Below are 14,180 nucleotides of genomic sequence, written 5' to 3' on the forward strand. Positions count from 1 at the left end.
TCAGTAGCTCCTATTGTAGGTAGGAAGCTTGAAGTCCTAAATTTCCTTCTACAAAAACTTGTGGCAACAATAAATTATCCAATTATACATAACTATTACCTCGTAATTTATAAACTCGTAAAATATTTTGCCCAAGCTGTTTTAGTGGGTTATAAACTACATAATAACCTACTCTAGCAAAAGCATAATCTTCCCACTTACTTCCTAGTTTATTACCGATTTTATTAGAGACAATTTCAAGAGTTATATCGGGTGGTTTACCAAAATACCAAGAAGAAGGGGTAATTATTAATTATTAATTGCTGAACCAAGCTACATTACTGCTTAATTATTGAATTTTCAGGCGACATAATCTCACCTTTTCTATAATCTTTGCTCCTATTTTTTCATAGAAGTTAATGCCTTGAAAGTTATTAATATTAACAGTCCAATCAATTCTACCGCAACCTGTTTCTTCAGCTATTTGATACAAATGAGTCATTAAAGCTTTACCAATTTTTTGACCTCGGTATTCTGCTTTTAAATATAAATCATCTAGCCAAATTCCAGGTTTAGCTAAAAATGTAGAATAAATTCGATGATAACTAGCGAAACCTACAGCTTTACCCCCTACTTCTGCTAATAAAATAGAAGTAAGGGGAGTTGTGCCGAATAAATCGTTATTTAGTTGTTCAGTTGTTGCTTTAAGAGATTCGGGGCAGCCGTCAAATTTTGCTTTTAAATACAGCAATTCCATAATTTTTTTTATGTCATTAGGAACTGCTTCTCTGATTACTATTTCTGTATGAAGCATAATTTTTAGATGACTATTTATTTCTAAATAATTAGAATTATAGCAGTCGCTATTAGTATGAGAATATTCTGGTCGCTCTCAAATTTAGTCCGTACTTTCAATAATGGATAATGGATAATGGATAATGGATAATTACCTCTCCCTAAAAGGTCGAGGATTGACTAAAAGGAAAAAATTTATTTTCTTCCCCTTTATTGGGGAGGCTTTAAACCTGAATTATCTAATTATTTAATTGTTTAATTCTTTAATTGTTTCGGTAAATTTAGGGGCGAATTGCTATTCGCCCCTACTAATATCATGTCCGCTTAATTAGCGATAGAACGCCGTTCCACTTACGCGACAAAAAAATTTTCTCCTCCTAATATATTCTTTTTTCCACCACTTCTCTCTCCTGAATTCTGAGTTCTGACTACTCCGTAATTACTATCAATTTTTACCAGAAAAATTAACTATTATTTTCAACTTTTTCTGCATGACGACCGGGATGTTTATCAATATGAAGTTGACCGCCGATCGCCCAATTTTCTCGACTAAATTCATCAATATGAATTGTCACCCACTCTCGTTTTGTTCCTAAAGTAGAAACAACAGTATCAGTGACAGCTTTTGCTAGTTTGCGTTTTAATTCAACCGAATGACCCTCAGCAATTTGAATAGTTATAAATGGCATGATTTTTTCCTCCTAATTTGTTTATAGTAATTATCATATTGGTAAGGTACAGAGTTCCTTTTTTTTAGGGAGTAGGGAATGGAAAAGCAGACTAATACCAATTCACTTTAGGGATATCACAAATAGTTTCCAACTTTAAAATGTCAAATAATTACCCGAAACTATTGTCTTATATCAAATCCGTTGGCTTCGGAGAGTATAATTCTGTCGTCGTCGTACAATGCTTAAGGGCGAATGCCATTCGCCCCTACAATATAGACTCTTACCTTTGAATACTGAATAGCACCGATGTTACCGGATTTGATATTATCAAAGTTTTTAGTCGATCAAATCTAAGTTCTGACTTCAGTGAAACGGTATTAAGATGCTACCACTTCAGCTTTATTTCCTTTTTCTTTCTTAAACAACCGACCATATTTATAATAGGCAGCACAAGCACCTTCAGAGGAAACCATACAAGTGCCGATCGGATTTTCTGGAACACAAGCAGTACCAAATACTTTACATTGCCAAGGTTTCAAAACACCTTTGAGAATTTCCCCACATTGGCAAGCTTTAGCATCAGCAACTTTTTTGTTAGGCACACAAAACTTGACCTCAGCATCAAAATAAGAATAAGCATCAGTAATTTTTAACCCAGACTCAGGAATGTCTCCCAAACCACGCCACTCAAATTTTTCTCGCACTTCAAATACTTTTGCCATTGCTTCGATCGCTACCTTATTACCGCCTTCTTTCACCACCCGACTATATTGGTTTTCTACCTCGCAACGACCTTCTAACATTTGTTGTAGCAACATCCAAATAGATTGCAAAATATCCAGAGGTTCAAATCCTGATACGACTAAAGGTTTCTGATATTTTTCGGAAATTACGCGATAGGGTTGAGTACCAATAACCATACTCACATGGCCAGGCCCGACAAAACCTTGCAATTCTAAATCTGGGTTACTCAATAATGCTTCTAGAGCGGGTACAACTAAAACATGATTACTAAAAATGCTGAAGTTGCTGATGCCTTCTGCTTCTGCTTGCAAAATAGTTAATGCTGCACTGGGGGCGGTAGTTTCAAAACCTAAACCAAAGAAAATTATCTCTTTGTCTGGGTTTTCCTTGGTTATCTTCAAACTATCCAAGGGCGAATAAACCATCCGAATATCTGCACCTTGAGCTTTTGCCTGCAATAAACTTTTTTGAGAACCAGGCACCCGCATCGCATCGCCGAAAGTTGTAAAAATGACGTTTGGTTTTTCTGAAAGAGCGATCGCGTCATCTAATCTACCCCTCGGCATCACGCAAACTGGACATCCAGGGCCATGTATTAGTTCGACATTATTAGGTAAGATTTCCTCGATGCCATATTTGAAAATAGAGTGAGTGTGACCCCCACAAACTTCCATAATTTTTAGTGGGCGATCGGTGGTGTATCCTAATTTTTGGCTGAGTTGATCAATTTCTCTTACTAAACCTTGCGCTTTGTGGGGGTCGCGAAATTCTTTAACGTATTTCATATATTTTTTCTGTTTCTGTTATAAGTTGTCGTATTGTAGGTTGGGTTAAGCGCTAGCGCAACCCAACAAATCAGTTATTAGTTGTCATAAATAAATCTAATCAGGACTTACGCAAAGAAACCGGGTTTTTAGGATAAATCGTTGTTTTTAACAATCAACATTGACGAAAAAACCCGGTTTCTGGGTTTGCCTGCGTAAGTCCTGATAATAATATGTTGGGTTTCGTTTCCTCAACCCAACCTACACCTAGATATATTGAGTTTCATTTCTTTAACCCAACCTACCTTTTAATTCATTACCGCAGCAACTTCCTGCAATAATTTCAAAGTTTCTATTGCTTCTTCCTCATCTACACGGTTCATGGCAAAACCCACATGAACTAACACCCAGTCGCCAACACATGACTCCACCGGATGTTCTTCATCAACTATGCAGGCAATATTAACCTCCCGTTTCACCCCACTAATATTAACCGTTGCCAATTTATTGACAATATCCGTTATTTCAATAATTTGACCGGGAATTCCTAAACACATTTTTCTTAAATTAATCAAAATTTTGCTCAAATAAAAACTTTTTAAAATCCGTGTATCCGTGCCCAAATCCTTGTTTTGCCCTCCTTGTCTTGCTATCCCATTTTAGCAGCAGCGATCGCTACTTGACCTAGAGATAAACCGCCATCATTAGGTGGAACTTGACTGTGAGTCAAAACTTCTAAACCCATTTTAATTAGGCGATCGCTCACTCCTGTAAGTAACAATTTATTTTGAAATACTCCACCAGTTAAAGCGACTTGATTAAACTCACAACTCTGATGTAGCCCAGCCACCATCTCAGAAATAGCGATCGCTAATCCTTGATGAAACTTTGCTGCCATCAGAGCTGGAGCAGCACTTTGTTTTAGATCTATCAGTAAGGATTGCCACATCGGCTGCGGCACTAGATAAGTAAGAGGGAATTTACTATCTCTTTTCAACTGTAACATATTGAATTGGTAAGCTTCAATTTCTTCAGCATCACTTAATAAATCCCTCTTTTTTAAAGCCTCCAAATTTATTGCAGCTTGGCCTTCATAACTACAAGATTCTCGACAAATTCCAATCGCAGCAGCTACGGCATCAAATAATCGTCCACAAGAAGAAGCTAGGGGGGAATTAATCTTTTTTTGTATCATTTGATTCAGCAAAGCTAGAGGTTTTGTTTGGAAAAAATTAAATAATTCTAAATCTTCGTAATCCTTAATAAAATCTAAACCAAAAGCAGCTACCAAATGGGCATAAGTATTCCGCCAAGGTTGATAAATTGCCTGTTCTCCTCCAATCATTGGTATAGGTTGAAAGGTTCCTAAACGTTCAAATCCTTGATAATTTGCTAATAAAAATTCTCCGCCCCAAAGAGTTCCATCTTCCCCATAACCTAATCCATCTAAAGCAATTCCTAAAACTGGCTGAGAATCAATATCTAATCCATTTTCTGCCATACAAGCTGCTATATGACTATGATGATGCTGCACTTCAATTATTTTTAAATTATTAGCAGCAGCCAAATCTTTACCAAGTTTTGTTGATAAATATTCCGGGTGTTTATCCACAACAATTGCACTTGGTTCCGCCTCTAATAAACCTAAAAAAAGATTCAAAGTTTGTTGATAAGCTGTGGCAGCTAAACTATTTTCTAAATCCCCAATATGTTGAGATAAAATAGCTTGCCCATCACGCAATAAACAAAAAGTATTTTTTAACTCACCTCCCATTGCCAAAATAGGAGGAATATCGGCAAATCCAGGAGGCAAATTAATCGGTGCAGGGGCATAACCACGGGCGCGACGTAATACTTGAGGCACTTCCTTAATAACTCGCACCACAGAATCATCAACTCGATTAAAAATAGGGCGATTATGTATGAGAAAATAATCAGCAATTTCTGATAGTTTCTCCCGCGTTTCTTCGTTATCAATACACTGAGGTTCATCAGAAAAATTGCCACTTGTTAACACTATGGGAACATTCAAACGACGCAATGCTAAATGATGCAATGGCGTATATGGCAACATGAAACCTAAAGTATTTTGTCCGGGTGCAACACTAGGTGCTAACTGTTGTCCAATAGTTGGTTCCAACAAAACAATAGGAGCAGCTACACTTTCGAGTAATTTCTGTTCCGTTTCAGTAATACTGCAATATTCAGAAATCATCTCAATATCTCGCGCCATCAATGCTAAAGGTTTATCGGGGCGACGTTTGCGATGACGTAATTTTTGCACCGCTTCCTCATTTGTGGCATCGCAAGCAAGATGAAAACCGCCTAACCCTTTGATAGCAACTATCATTCCTCGTTGGATCAGAGTGCAAACCGCATCCACATCATCCAACATTGAGAACATATCGGCACTGACTGGTTTGCCATCCGCTCTTTCTAACCAAGCTTTCGGTCCGCAGACATGACAAGCAGTAGGTTGAGCGTGGAAGCGACGGTTGAGGGGATCGGAATAATCTTGCTGACATTCTGGGCAAAGGTTAAAATCTGCCATCGTGGTGTTTTTGCGGTCATAAGGTAATTTTTTGATGATACTGAGGCGAGGTCCGCAGTGGGTACAGTTGGTGAATGGGTAACGATACCAGCGACTCAAGGGGTCGAATATTTCACTTTTGCAAGCGGAGCAGGTGGCAGCATCGGGCGCTATTTTTGTACTAACGGCGTTGTTAGTGCTGGAAGCGATAATAAAATCTGGGAAATTTGCGTTTTCCAGGGGGTGGCGCGTAATGTTCTCGATGTGGGCAAGTGGAGGGCGTTCAGAATGAATTTTTTCGATGAATTGGTTAATGGTAGAGCGATCGCCCACAACTTTAATTAAGACACCTTGTCCGTCGTTACTCACTTCACCGCGCAAACCCAATGTTTTGGCGATACGGTAGACAGTAGGGCGAAAACCGACACCTTGCACGGTGCCATAGATGCGAATTTGTTCTGCTGTTTGAGACATTATGGATAAATTCAAAATTCAAAATTCAAAAGTAAGATTTTAGAGGTTTTCAACCTCAACTTTCTCAAAAGATACTAAATAGGTTCTATCATAACTGATAAAATTGATTTAGTATGATGAGGTCTGAAAAATTATGATATTTAATGATGTAGTAGAAATAATCAAAGGTCTTTCGACAGATGAAAAGCAAGAAATTCAATTATTGTTAAAACAATACATCCGGGAAGAAAGACGCGAAGAGATTTATGAGCATTTCAAATTAGCTCAAGTTGAACAACAAAAAGGGGAACTTAAATTTTCCTCAAAAATCAACGAACTGACACAACTAATATCAACTTCGGATAATTAATTATAGGGAAATTTATGAGAAAATTGAAAATAAGTAAAAAATAATTTGAATTATGTCAGCAAAAGATATATTTCACGATATAGTCCGAACTGCTTTAGAAAAAGATGGATGGACAATTACTAACGATCCTCTATTTCTGAAGCTAACTCAACAATTTAAGATTAATATAGACCTAGAGGCAGAAAAGTTTCTTGTGGCAGAAAAGGCTACTCAAAAGATAGCAGTCGAAATAAAAAGCTTTGTTGGCAGATCCGCAGTTTCTGAATTTCATCTAGCTATAGGTCAATTTCTTAACTATCGTGTAGCATTAGAAAAATTGGCTTCAGAACGAGTCCTTTATCTGGCTATACCTACAGATATTTATCAAGATTTTTTTTCAGATTCGTTTGTACAAGCTGTGCTAGAACGATATCAAATAAAACTGTTAGTTTTTCATGTTCAAAAGGAGGAAATAACGTTATGGAAAAACTAGATTATCGGGAATTAGTTCAGGAAATTATCAATCAACACGCTCACGAGCAGTCTGAGAAAGATATGGAAACAACTGAAATAATTTTCGATTTAGAACGCGATCGCTATTTATTGTTATATGTGGGATGGCGTGATGAAGAACGAATATATGGATGCCCAATTCATATCGATATTAAAGATGGAAAAATTTGGATTCAAAGGGATTTTACGGAAGCAGGATTAGCTCATCAGTTGGTAGAATTGGGTGTACCGAAAGCAGATATTGTTTTGGGATTTCGAGCGCCTTATGTTAGACAATTTACAGGTTTTGCCGTGGTGTGAATTATGTGGGGCAACTATTTGCCCCACATAATAAATCTATTTTTGCGGGCGCTTAACTCTAATAATTTGACCATTGAGTGTTTCTAAAACAGCAATCGCATCATTAACACGCTTTGCTTGCTGCTGCCAATTATTGTCCTCAGAGCAAATAATAATACCGCAGTGTTTTGGTTGCAAAGTATGTAGTAAAACAAACAGGACTTACGCAAAGAAACCCGGTTTCTACGGTAAATCATTGTTTTTGACAATAAACATCTACGAGAAACCGGGTTTCTGGGTTCGCATGGCTTTAGTCCTAACAAAATCACGACGATTTAAAGTCAAAACAGCCCGCTTATTAGCAATAGCAAACGCTAGCACTTCCTCATCTGGAATTTTCTGCTCCGCTTTTCCTGCTTCCTGTACTGTCAATACATCGTGACCAAATGTTCGCAACCATTCTACAACTGGTAGTGGGTATTGTTCATCAGCATATAAACGTGCCATAGTTCAAGCTTCCTCATTTTCTTTGATAGCGCGTTCAATTTCCTCTGCATTAGCTTCAGCATAAGTCCAAGCATTTTTTAAGTCAGAAATACCTAGAGTCGGGTAACACTGGAGAATTTCGCGATCGCTTGTTCATTATTGTCAGAATCCCTAAAAACTGCTATAAATAATTCATAATTAATTACAAAAAATAATTTATGCAACAAACAGTTGTAGATACAAGTATTAAGGCCAAACTTGGCTTAATAAAGGAATCGCGAATAGGGACAGTTTCTTCAGACCCCTATCTAGGTTCCCCAACTTTTGACGAAGTACCATTTCATGTTGATACGGGACGGAGGCCATCTTTAGGGACTTATGTGATAATTGAGCGTGACACAGAAGACTTTGTTCACTATGGACGTATTATCAAAGGTACAGAAGATAATCCTAGGGCAAATCCCTCTTCTCTACAGCAAAATCTTGCTTATCAGGTAGGTAACAAAGACTCTAGACCAAACGATCGCTCTCCTCATGTTACACGGGTAATGGCGACAGAGCTACTAGGTGAAATACACTTAAATCATAATGGAAGTTTAGAAATAAAAGAACCAAATCAGTTAGCACAAACTGGTAAAGGCGTCTATGAACTTCCAGCAGATAGGATTCCGGAAATACTCAACATTCCAGATTCACCAGATGGAGGTTTTTATATAGGGCGAGTTGAATCAGGCAATAGCTCAGTTGAATTTATCTTGCCAATGGAAGCGATCGCTCGACACATAGCAATAGTCGGTAAAACAGGGGTAGGTAAAAGCTATTGTGTGGGAGTTTGTATTGAAGAATTGGAACGCCATCAAATACCAATAGTTGCCTTTGATGTACTAGGAGACACAATCAACGCGACAGAAAAACTTGGCGGACTGAACTTTCGAGCTGGTAAAGACTTTCGGATTCCTTACTCTGTAATTGGATTAAGTGAATTTATGGGATTTGTGCCTAACCTAACATTAGATCAATCTGAGATAGTTTCTTTTGCTTATGATGTAGTTTTCAGCAAAGCTCTCAAAAGCTTGGAGGAAACCGGAAAAGTCGATATCAGTATAAATGAAATTATAGAAGAAATTCAAAAGGTAGCGGGTGACTTTGGTCAAAAAGCAGTGGGAACTAGGGCAGCAAAAAAGGTAGAAGCTGCATTTAAGCGTAACCCCTTGTTAACTACAAAAACAGAAAGCTGGTTAGATGAGTTAGCAGATAGACCGATATTAAATATTTTTGTTGGTCATTTAGGTCAAAATTCTCGCAACTTGATAGTAGGAGGAACAGCGCGAATGCTACAAACACTCCGAAAACGCGATCGAGTTCCACCTTTTGTATTTATTCTTGATGAGGCTCACTTTTTCTTACCTGCAGGAGGAGAAACAACTCCCTCAACCTTCGTGATCCGGGAACTAATTCGCACAGCACGTCACGATGCAATTGGCGTTATCTTAATTACTCAAAGTCCTTCCTCAATGGATAAGCAGGTAATTTTAACTTGCAACACACGGGTAGTTTTTGCCCTAGATCCTGATGACTTGAGATTAGTATCTGGCACGATGGGAGATATTGCGGAAGAAACAGTATCGCGCATTCCTAAACTAGCAAAAGGAACAGCCATTATTTCATCAGCAACCGATATTATGCGTCACCCCGCATTAATCAAAATTCGTCGTCATCAAAAAATTACACATGGTGCGCCAACACCTAATTTAGCGGAGGAGGTGAATAAATGGCAGGAACAGAATCAGATATTCTAAATTTACTGGAAAAAAAACCAGATGGTCTAGAATTTGCAGAAGTTTTTGAGCATCTAGATCGTGGGGATAGTCCGCTATCTAAAAGAGGTGTACGCAATCTTCTCAATCAAATGGTGAAAGAGGGCAAACTTTTCAAAGAAAAAAAGCGTCGAACAAAAGGAAGAGGCGCACCACCTTATGTTTACCTCCACCCAGAGAAAGTACCTCGACAACTCGATCTATTTAAGGATATTCCTGGGATTGATAGTGAAAGGTCTAAGGTTACTTCCAGAGCAAAAGTTGATGAGGAGCAACTAGATCCAGCAGAAAGGAAACGTCAGGATGAAGCACGTTCTGTTTTAGAAAGGATTGCTCAAAGTCATATAAGTTCTGAAAGTCACGCATCGGCAATCATTAATATTGCACCTAAGTTGGCAGAAGAAAACCCTGTCAAGTTAGTAGTAGAAATGGTTAAGTGGGCAGTCAAAAACCTAAATCAACTAGGAGATGATATTGAGTGCAAGTGGCGACAGGGGCAAACTGAAGACGTAAAGAAACTATCAGCGAGGTTGGAAGAACGACTACTGTGGACAAGAAGTTATTTTCAGCGATTCTGGCGTCTCGATCGCTCGGTAGATGAAATCCCTGGTATTCTAGATTTACCAGCACAAGCTAGATACTTTTATCGAAATGGAGAACGTGCTACCTTAGATGAACAAAAAGCCGAAAAAAGGTTAAAGGAGAAGATTGTAGGAAACAAATTTATTTCCGAACGAGTACCACAAGCTAATCAACACAAAGCGGCAGCAGGCACAGATGCTTCTGTAGCAGACCTTTTCCTTGCCCATACTCCAGGCAGTTTTATTCCACCAGAACCAGTGATAGTAACAAGTTCAGCAGCAGCAATGGTGGTTAATAATAACAATGGTATCCCAGAGCAATACCTAGATTTTGACATTTTTCCCGATAAACTCAGAGGATATGAGGACTATGATGCTGCTGTCAACGGTTTATTACTATCTCCAGAGTTAATGCGTCCGTCAGGTGCAGCAGACTTTAAGCATTCCCGGATGGCAGCAATGGAACTACGTCAATATGATGAAGACTTCCGAATTTGTATCAAAAACGTTAATTGGCGTCCTGTAGGTACTATACCAGGAGATTCTCAGGCTAAACCTACTATAATTTTCCGTGACGGTCGTGTATTTCCTATAGTGCATCGCTTAAATTTTTATGAAGCAGATACATTGTACGGACAAATTGTTAGAAATCAAATTGAGAAGTTTACTGATGTTATTCACAATACTCGTTCAACTCCAAGGGGTGAAATAACTTATGCAGCTGCTGTTAAAAATCCAGAGCTTTCTTGGTTAGCTCCCATAGTATTTTGGTATTTGCATACTCATCCCGTTACAGGGCAAAAAGCGGTTGATATTGATGAAGTGTATAGAGTTCCTTTTGCAGATACCGCAGTATCTCATCTTCTCTTTGTTGGTGTAGCGAAGCAGTCAAAAAAATTCTATCCAGAGCGACTTTTGACGACTTGCTCAGTTATACGTCGTTTCTCCGATATTGCTCTGGTTGAAACTTCCCTACCAGCAGTTATTTTAAAAGATGACAAACTAGAATTGGTGGCAGAAGGCAAATTAAATGATTGGCATGAGTTTATTCGTCAGCGGATCAATAAAAAGAAAGAAAATTACGAAGAAAATATTCTTGATATCAGTGACTACGAACCTTTTCTTTTTGCTTGTGCAAAAGTAGGAGTGCTGATGTGTTATGCTGCTCCAGCATCTGCATATGAATCTATAGTTCAGAGTGAATCTGGTGGAGCAGCACACTTTTTAATTCCTCGGTTGGAAGTTGCGATAGATGTCGAGGGTCAGGCAAATACTTCTATATATGAAAAAAACTTGGATCAAATGCTCTCTTGGTTAGTAGCAGAAAATTGGGAACGCGATGGCAGTCACACGCAATCAGCATTTGATACTGGAAATGGTGCAGGTGGTTTACCGATTCTGATACCAAATGTTATTTACCATGCCCACGAAGCAGCAACTTTTGCTCGTGACAAGTTGAGTCAAGAAGTACAGGATGAGATTAAATCCCTAATTGCAGAGTTAAGAAAGCGTGGGGAAAAGTAGCGATCGCTCAAGTGAATGGCCACTTTTAATGTCTAAAATCTAACCTGATGTGGCCAAATACCTACACAAGTCACATATCTACATAAATTATGGCCATAGCGTCATTCTACAAAAAATATTTTTTGTAAGATTTATTTGCAAAATCAACTTTGTATTAATGTTACAACTACTATATATAAAGTACAGCCATAAATTTTTACTTTTTTTAAAATAATTGTTGTCATTTTCTCCTAGAGTAGTTAGAATGGATGTGGAAGAAAAAACAGATTAGGCTATGGCCCAATATGTTGTATCTTTGCAACAAAAAAAGCCAGGCCCATCGATTGCCGTCGTGAGTATCTGGCTCGGAACAAATTTATTTCAATTACATAATATGACAAAAGAAACGAAAAGTCCAGCGCTTCTGGACAACATCGATCTAACTCCTACTCAAATTGCTGGGAAGCTAACTCAGAAAGTGGGAGAAAAAATTTCTGCTCGCAAAGTAAATCAAGACCTGGAAAAACTGGGTTTGCAACAAAAGTTGAAAAGCAAACGCGGTAAATCGCAGTGGGAATTAACTGAAATGGGCAAAAAATATGCCAGGGTTTATCAAGTAGAGTCTCGACAAAGTAAATGGAGTGGTAATCAAATCAAGTGGAGTGAAAAAATCATTGATTTACTAGCACAAGAAATTTTTCTTTTGCTTGCTTAGGTATTATCCAAACGAGTGAGTAAATAATCAAAGGCGATCGCCTCTTCGACTATAAAGGAGCGATCGTCTACTACCACTACAAAGGTAAACATCTTCACAATATCTGAAACAGCATAACTCCTGGGAGTATTGACTTAATCAAATAATAACGATATAATACGTTAAAAAGCATACTATTAAAGCAGACTGTTCTCACTCATTTACATGAAGTCCATTAGAACCAAGCTCAAACTTAATAACAAACAGAAAACCCTCTTGGCTCAACACGCAGGTTACTCACGATGGTGTTATAATTGGGGGTTAAGTTTGTGGAAGGCAGCTTACAGAGATGGTTATAAACCTAATACTCGTAAACTTAGAGAGGTTTTTACTAACCATACAAAACCTCTTTACCCCTGGATGAAAAACTTGTCGTCTAGAGTTTATCAATACGCTTTCATCCACTTAGGTGAAGCATTTAAGAGGTTTTTTAAAGGATTGGGTAAATATCCAAAATTTAAGAAAAAAGGTAGGTCTGATTCTTTCACAATAGATAATTGTGGAAAACCAATAGAACTTAATGGTTGGTCTCACAAGTTACCTTTTATCGGTATTGTTAAGACTTATGAACCCATTGAGGCAAGAACTAAAAAAAGTAGACTTGCAGGTGATTGGTATCTTAGCTGTAGCTATGAATTTCACCCCACAACTATACCCCAAAAAACTGATGTTATCGGTGTAGATTTAGGTGTGAAAACCTTAGCTACATTGAGTGATGGAAAAGTTGTGACAAGTGTGAGAGCGTATCGCCAGTTTGAAGCTAAGTTATCAAGAGAGCAATACCTAAATCGTCACAAAGAGGTAGGCTCTGCTAACTGGAAAAAGGCACAACAGAAGATAGCTAGATTGCATAGAAAAGTAGCAAATATCCGTAAAGATGCACTTCATAAATTGACAACATACTTAGCCAAAAACCACGGCAGAGTCTCAATTGAAGATTTGAATGTAAGCGGAATGTTACGCAATCGTAAGCTAGCAAAATCAATAGCAGACCAAGGATTTTATGAGTTCAGGCGACAGCTAGAATACAAGTGCAAATGGTACGGTTCTAAGCTAGTGGTAGTTGATAGATTTTTTCCATCATCAAAGACTTGCTCTAACTGTGGTCATGTTCAGGATATGGCCTTGCATCTGAGAACTTATGATTGCCCGTGACAAGTGGGTTATCAATAGACAGAGATTTAAACGCAAGTATAAATTTAAGAAATGCGGTCGGCTTGACCGTTAATGCCTGTGGACGGAGTGCTGCCGACAGTTCCGGTGGAAGCAGGAAGTAAACATTAAAATGTCGCTATATGCGGTGCGACCCCGCGTCGCCGATAGGCGCAAGCGGTCAGACCCCGCGACGACGACAGTCGCAAGGGAATGCTGACCAAGAGAGGGAACGCGCACCAAGAGAGACGTTTTATATCGGTTTTATGAAGCAGTCAGTCTATCTGGAGCAACTATTGGTGGTCAACTTAATTGTACTCAAGGTCATTTCTCTAATCCTGAAAAAGATGCACTCTTTGCTCAGAATATAGAAGTTAAAACTAACATCAGTCTAATCAATGGCTTCAAAGCTGAAGGCAAAGTAGATTTAACAGCAGCAAATATTAAAGGAAATCTTGACTGCACCAAAGGCAACTTTTCCAACGAAAAAGGAACTGTTTTATCTGTAGTGGCCAAAAATAGTAGGGGTTTGGTCTCCTTTCCCCAAGCTCCAAACCCAAGCAAAAACAGGATAATGTTAAAACCTATTTATGATTGCTATATGCCATCTTTATATTAGTGGTAGAGCGATCGCTACATTATTTAAACTACAAAAGTTGATCGAGATTAATAATGTAAAATCCGGTCATATTAAATCCGGTAGTATCAGTATAAACAAGGAAAAAATCAAAAATATTTTCCTGATTTCAAGCCTCTGACTTTAGGCAGAGGTTATAATTTTGAATTAATAATTTTGAATTTTGAATTGAT

General features: G+C 38.2%; 14 protein-coding genes and 1 pseudogene. 7 read left to right on the forward strand and 8 right to left on the reverse strand.

What is annotated here, in order from left to right; translation table 11 throughout:
• Window positions 1–328: 328 nt before the first annotated feature.
• The 5 genes from F6K40_RS21025 to hypF all read right to left on the reverse strand — a co-directional run bounded on the left by F6K40_RS21025 (window position 329) and on the right by hypF (window position 5,972).
• Window positions 329–793 (reverse strand): GNAT family N-acetyltransferase, encoded by a 465-nt coding sequence (locus F6K40_RS21025; RefSeq protein ID WP_293139055.1) that lies wholly within the window; start codon window positions 791–793, stop codon window positions 329–331.
• 445 nt (window positions 794–1,238) lie between these two features.
• Window positions 1,239–1,463, reverse strand: coding sequence for a tautomerase family protein (locus F6K40_RS21030; protein ID WP_293139056.1), 225 nt, complete (start codon window positions 1,461–1,463; stop codon window positions 1,239–1,241).
• Between the two features lie 359 nt (window positions 1,464–1,822).
• Entirely contained in the window at window positions 1,823–2,974 is a 1,152-nt protein-coding gene (gene hypD, locus F6K40_RS21035; protein WP_293139057.1) for a hydrogenase formation protein HypD, read from the reverse strand.
• Between the two features lie 287 nt (window positions 2,975–3,261).
• Complete coding sequence (locus F6K40_RS21040) at window positions 3,262–3,528, reverse strand: HypC/HybG/HupF family hydrogenase formation chaperone (RefSeq protein WP_293139058.1); 267 nt, start codon at window positions 3,526–3,528, stop codon at window positions 3,262–3,264.
• 74 nt (window positions 3,529–3,602) lie between these two features.
• Entirely contained in the window at window positions 3,603–5,972 is a 2,370-nt protein-coding gene (gene hypF / locus F6K40_RS21045) for a carbamoyltransferase HypF (RefSeq protein WP_293139059.1), read from the reverse strand.
• A 118-nt stretch (window positions 5,973–6,090) separates the two neighbouring features.
• Here hypF and F6K40_RS21050 point away from each other — a divergent pair, with 118 nt between their 5' ends.
• From F6K40_RS21050 to F6K40_RS21060, 3 genes are read left to right on the forward strand one after another with little or no spacing between them, the layout of a single operon-like run.
• Complete coding sequence (locus tag F6K40_RS21050) at window positions 6,091–6,306, forward strand: hypothetical protein (RefSeq protein ID WP_293139060.1); 216 nt, start codon at window positions 6,091–6,093, stop codon at window positions 6,304–6,306.
• A 52-nt stretch (window positions 6,307–6,358) separates the two neighbouring features.
• Window positions 6,359–6,778 (forward strand): XisH family protein, encoded by a 420-nt coding sequence (locus F6K40_RS21055; protein WP_293139061.1) that lies wholly within the window; start codon window positions 6,359–6,361, stop codon window positions 6,776–6,778.
• Window positions 6,766–7,098, forward strand: a complete 333-nt coding sequence (locus F6K40_RS21060) for a XisI protein (RefSeq protein WP_293139062.1) — start codon at window positions 6,766–6,768, stop codon at window positions 7,096–7,098. The genes F6K40_RS21055 and F6K40_RS21060 overlap by 13 nt, the downstream gene beginning before the upstream one ends.
• 36 nt (window positions 7,099–7,134) lie before the next feature.
• On the opposite strand, the gene F6K40_RS21065 is transcribed toward F6K40_RS21060, so the two are convergent.
• Window positions 7,135–7,275, reverse strand: a complete 141-nt coding sequence (locus tag F6K40_RS21065; protein WP_293139063.1) for a hypothetical protein — start codon at window positions 7,273–7,275, stop codon at window positions 7,135–7,137.
• Between the two features lie 78 nt (window positions 7,276–7,353).
• Complete coding sequence (locus tag F6K40_RS21070; RefSeq protein ID WP_293139064.1) at window positions 7,354–7,584, reverse strand: DUF5615 family PIN-like protein; 231 nt, start codon at window positions 7,582–7,584, stop codon at window positions 7,354–7,356.
• A 197-nt stretch (window positions 7,585–7,781) separates the two neighbouring features.
• On the opposite strand from F6K40_RS21070, the gene F6K40_RS21075 reads away from it, so the two are divergent.
• The 4 genes and pseudogenes from F6K40_RS21075 to F6K40_RS21090 all read left to right on the forward strand — a co-directional run bounded on the left by F6K40_RS21075 (window position 7,782) and on the right by F6K40_RS21090 (window position 13,495).
• A complete protein-coding gene (locus tag F6K40_RS21075) occupies window positions 7,782–9,362 on the forward strand; it encodes an ATP-binding protein (RefSeq protein WP_293139065.1) in 1,581 nt (526 codons plus the stop codon).
• A complete protein-coding gene (locus F6K40_RS21080) occupies window positions 9,335–11,485 on the forward strand; it encodes a hypothetical protein (protein WP_293139066.1) in 2,151 nt (716 codons plus the stop codon). The genes F6K40_RS21075 and F6K40_RS21080 overlap by 28 nt, the downstream gene beginning before the upstream one ends.
• A 274-nt stretch (window positions 11,486–11,759) precedes the next feature.
• The gene (locus F6K40_RS21085; protein ID WP_293139067.1) at window positions 11,760–12,179 is read left to right on the forward strand and encodes a hypothetical protein; all 420 of its coding nucleotides are present in this window, start codon (window positions 11,760–11,762) and stop codon (window positions 12,177–12,179) included.
• A gap of 198 nt (window positions 12,180–12,377) precedes the next feature.
• A pseudogene (locus F6K40_RS21090) lies at window positions 12,378–13,495 on the forward strand (RNA-guided endonuclease InsQ/TnpB family protein).
• 235 nt (window positions 13,496–13,730) lie between these two features.
• Here the strand turns inward: F6K40_RS21090 and F6K40_RS21095 are convergent.
• Window positions 13,731–13,886: a hypothetical protein gene (locus tag F6K40_RS21095; protein ID WP_293139068.1), complete on the reverse strand. Its 156-nt coding sequence runs from the start codon at window positions 13,884–13,886 to the stop codon at window positions 13,731–13,733.
• Window positions 13,887–14,180 lie beyond the last annotated feature (294 nt).

This window comes from Okeania sp. SIO3I5 (genome assembly GCF_010672085.1).
Taxonomy (GTDB): domain Bacteria; phylum Cyanobacteriota; class Cyanobacteriia; order Cyanobacteriales; family Microcoleaceae; genus Trichodesmium.

Excerpts from the sequence above, each read along its gene's own strand:
- F6K40_RS21025 (WP_293139055.1), bottom strand. The coding sequence starts at position 793 with ATGCTTCATACAGAAATAGTAATCAGAGAAGCAGTTCCTAATGACATA.
- F6K40_RS21030 (WP_293139056.1), bottom strand. The coding sequence starts at position 1,463 with ATGCCATTTATAACTATTCAAATTGCTGAGGGTCATTCGGTTGAATTA.
- hypD (WP_293139057.1), bottom strand. The coding sequence starts at position 2,974 with ATGAAATACGTTAAAGAATTTCGCGACCCCCACAAAGCGCAAGGTTTA.
- F6K40_RS21050 (WP_293139060.1), top strand. The coding sequence starts at position 6,091 with ATGATATTTAATGATGTAGTAGAAATAATCAAAGGTCTTTCGACAGAT.
- F6K40_RS21055 (WP_293139061.1), top strand. The coding sequence starts at position 6,359 with ATGTCAGCAAAAGATATATTTCACGATATAGTCCGAACTGCTTTAGAA.
- F6K40_RS21060 (WP_293139062.1), top strand. The coding sequence starts at position 6,766 with ATGGAAAAACTAGATTATCGGGAATTAGTTCAGGAAATTATCAATCAA.
- F6K40_RS21070 (WP_293139064.1), bottom strand. The coding sequence starts at position 7,584 with ATGGCACGTTTATATGCTGATGAACAATACCCACTACCAGTTGTAGAA.
- F6K40_RS21075 (WP_293139065.1), top strand. The coding sequence starts at position 7,782 with ATGCAACAAACAGTTGTAGATACAAGTATTAAGGCCAAACTTGGCTTA.
- F6K40_RS21080 (WP_293139066.1), top strand. The coding sequence starts at position 9,335 with ATGGCAGGAACAGAATCAGATATTCTAAATTTACTGGAAAAAAAACCA.
- F6K40_RS21085 (WP_293139067.1), top strand. The coding sequence starts at position 11,760 with ATGGCCCAATATGTTGTATCTTTGCAACAAAAAAAGCCAGGCCCATCG.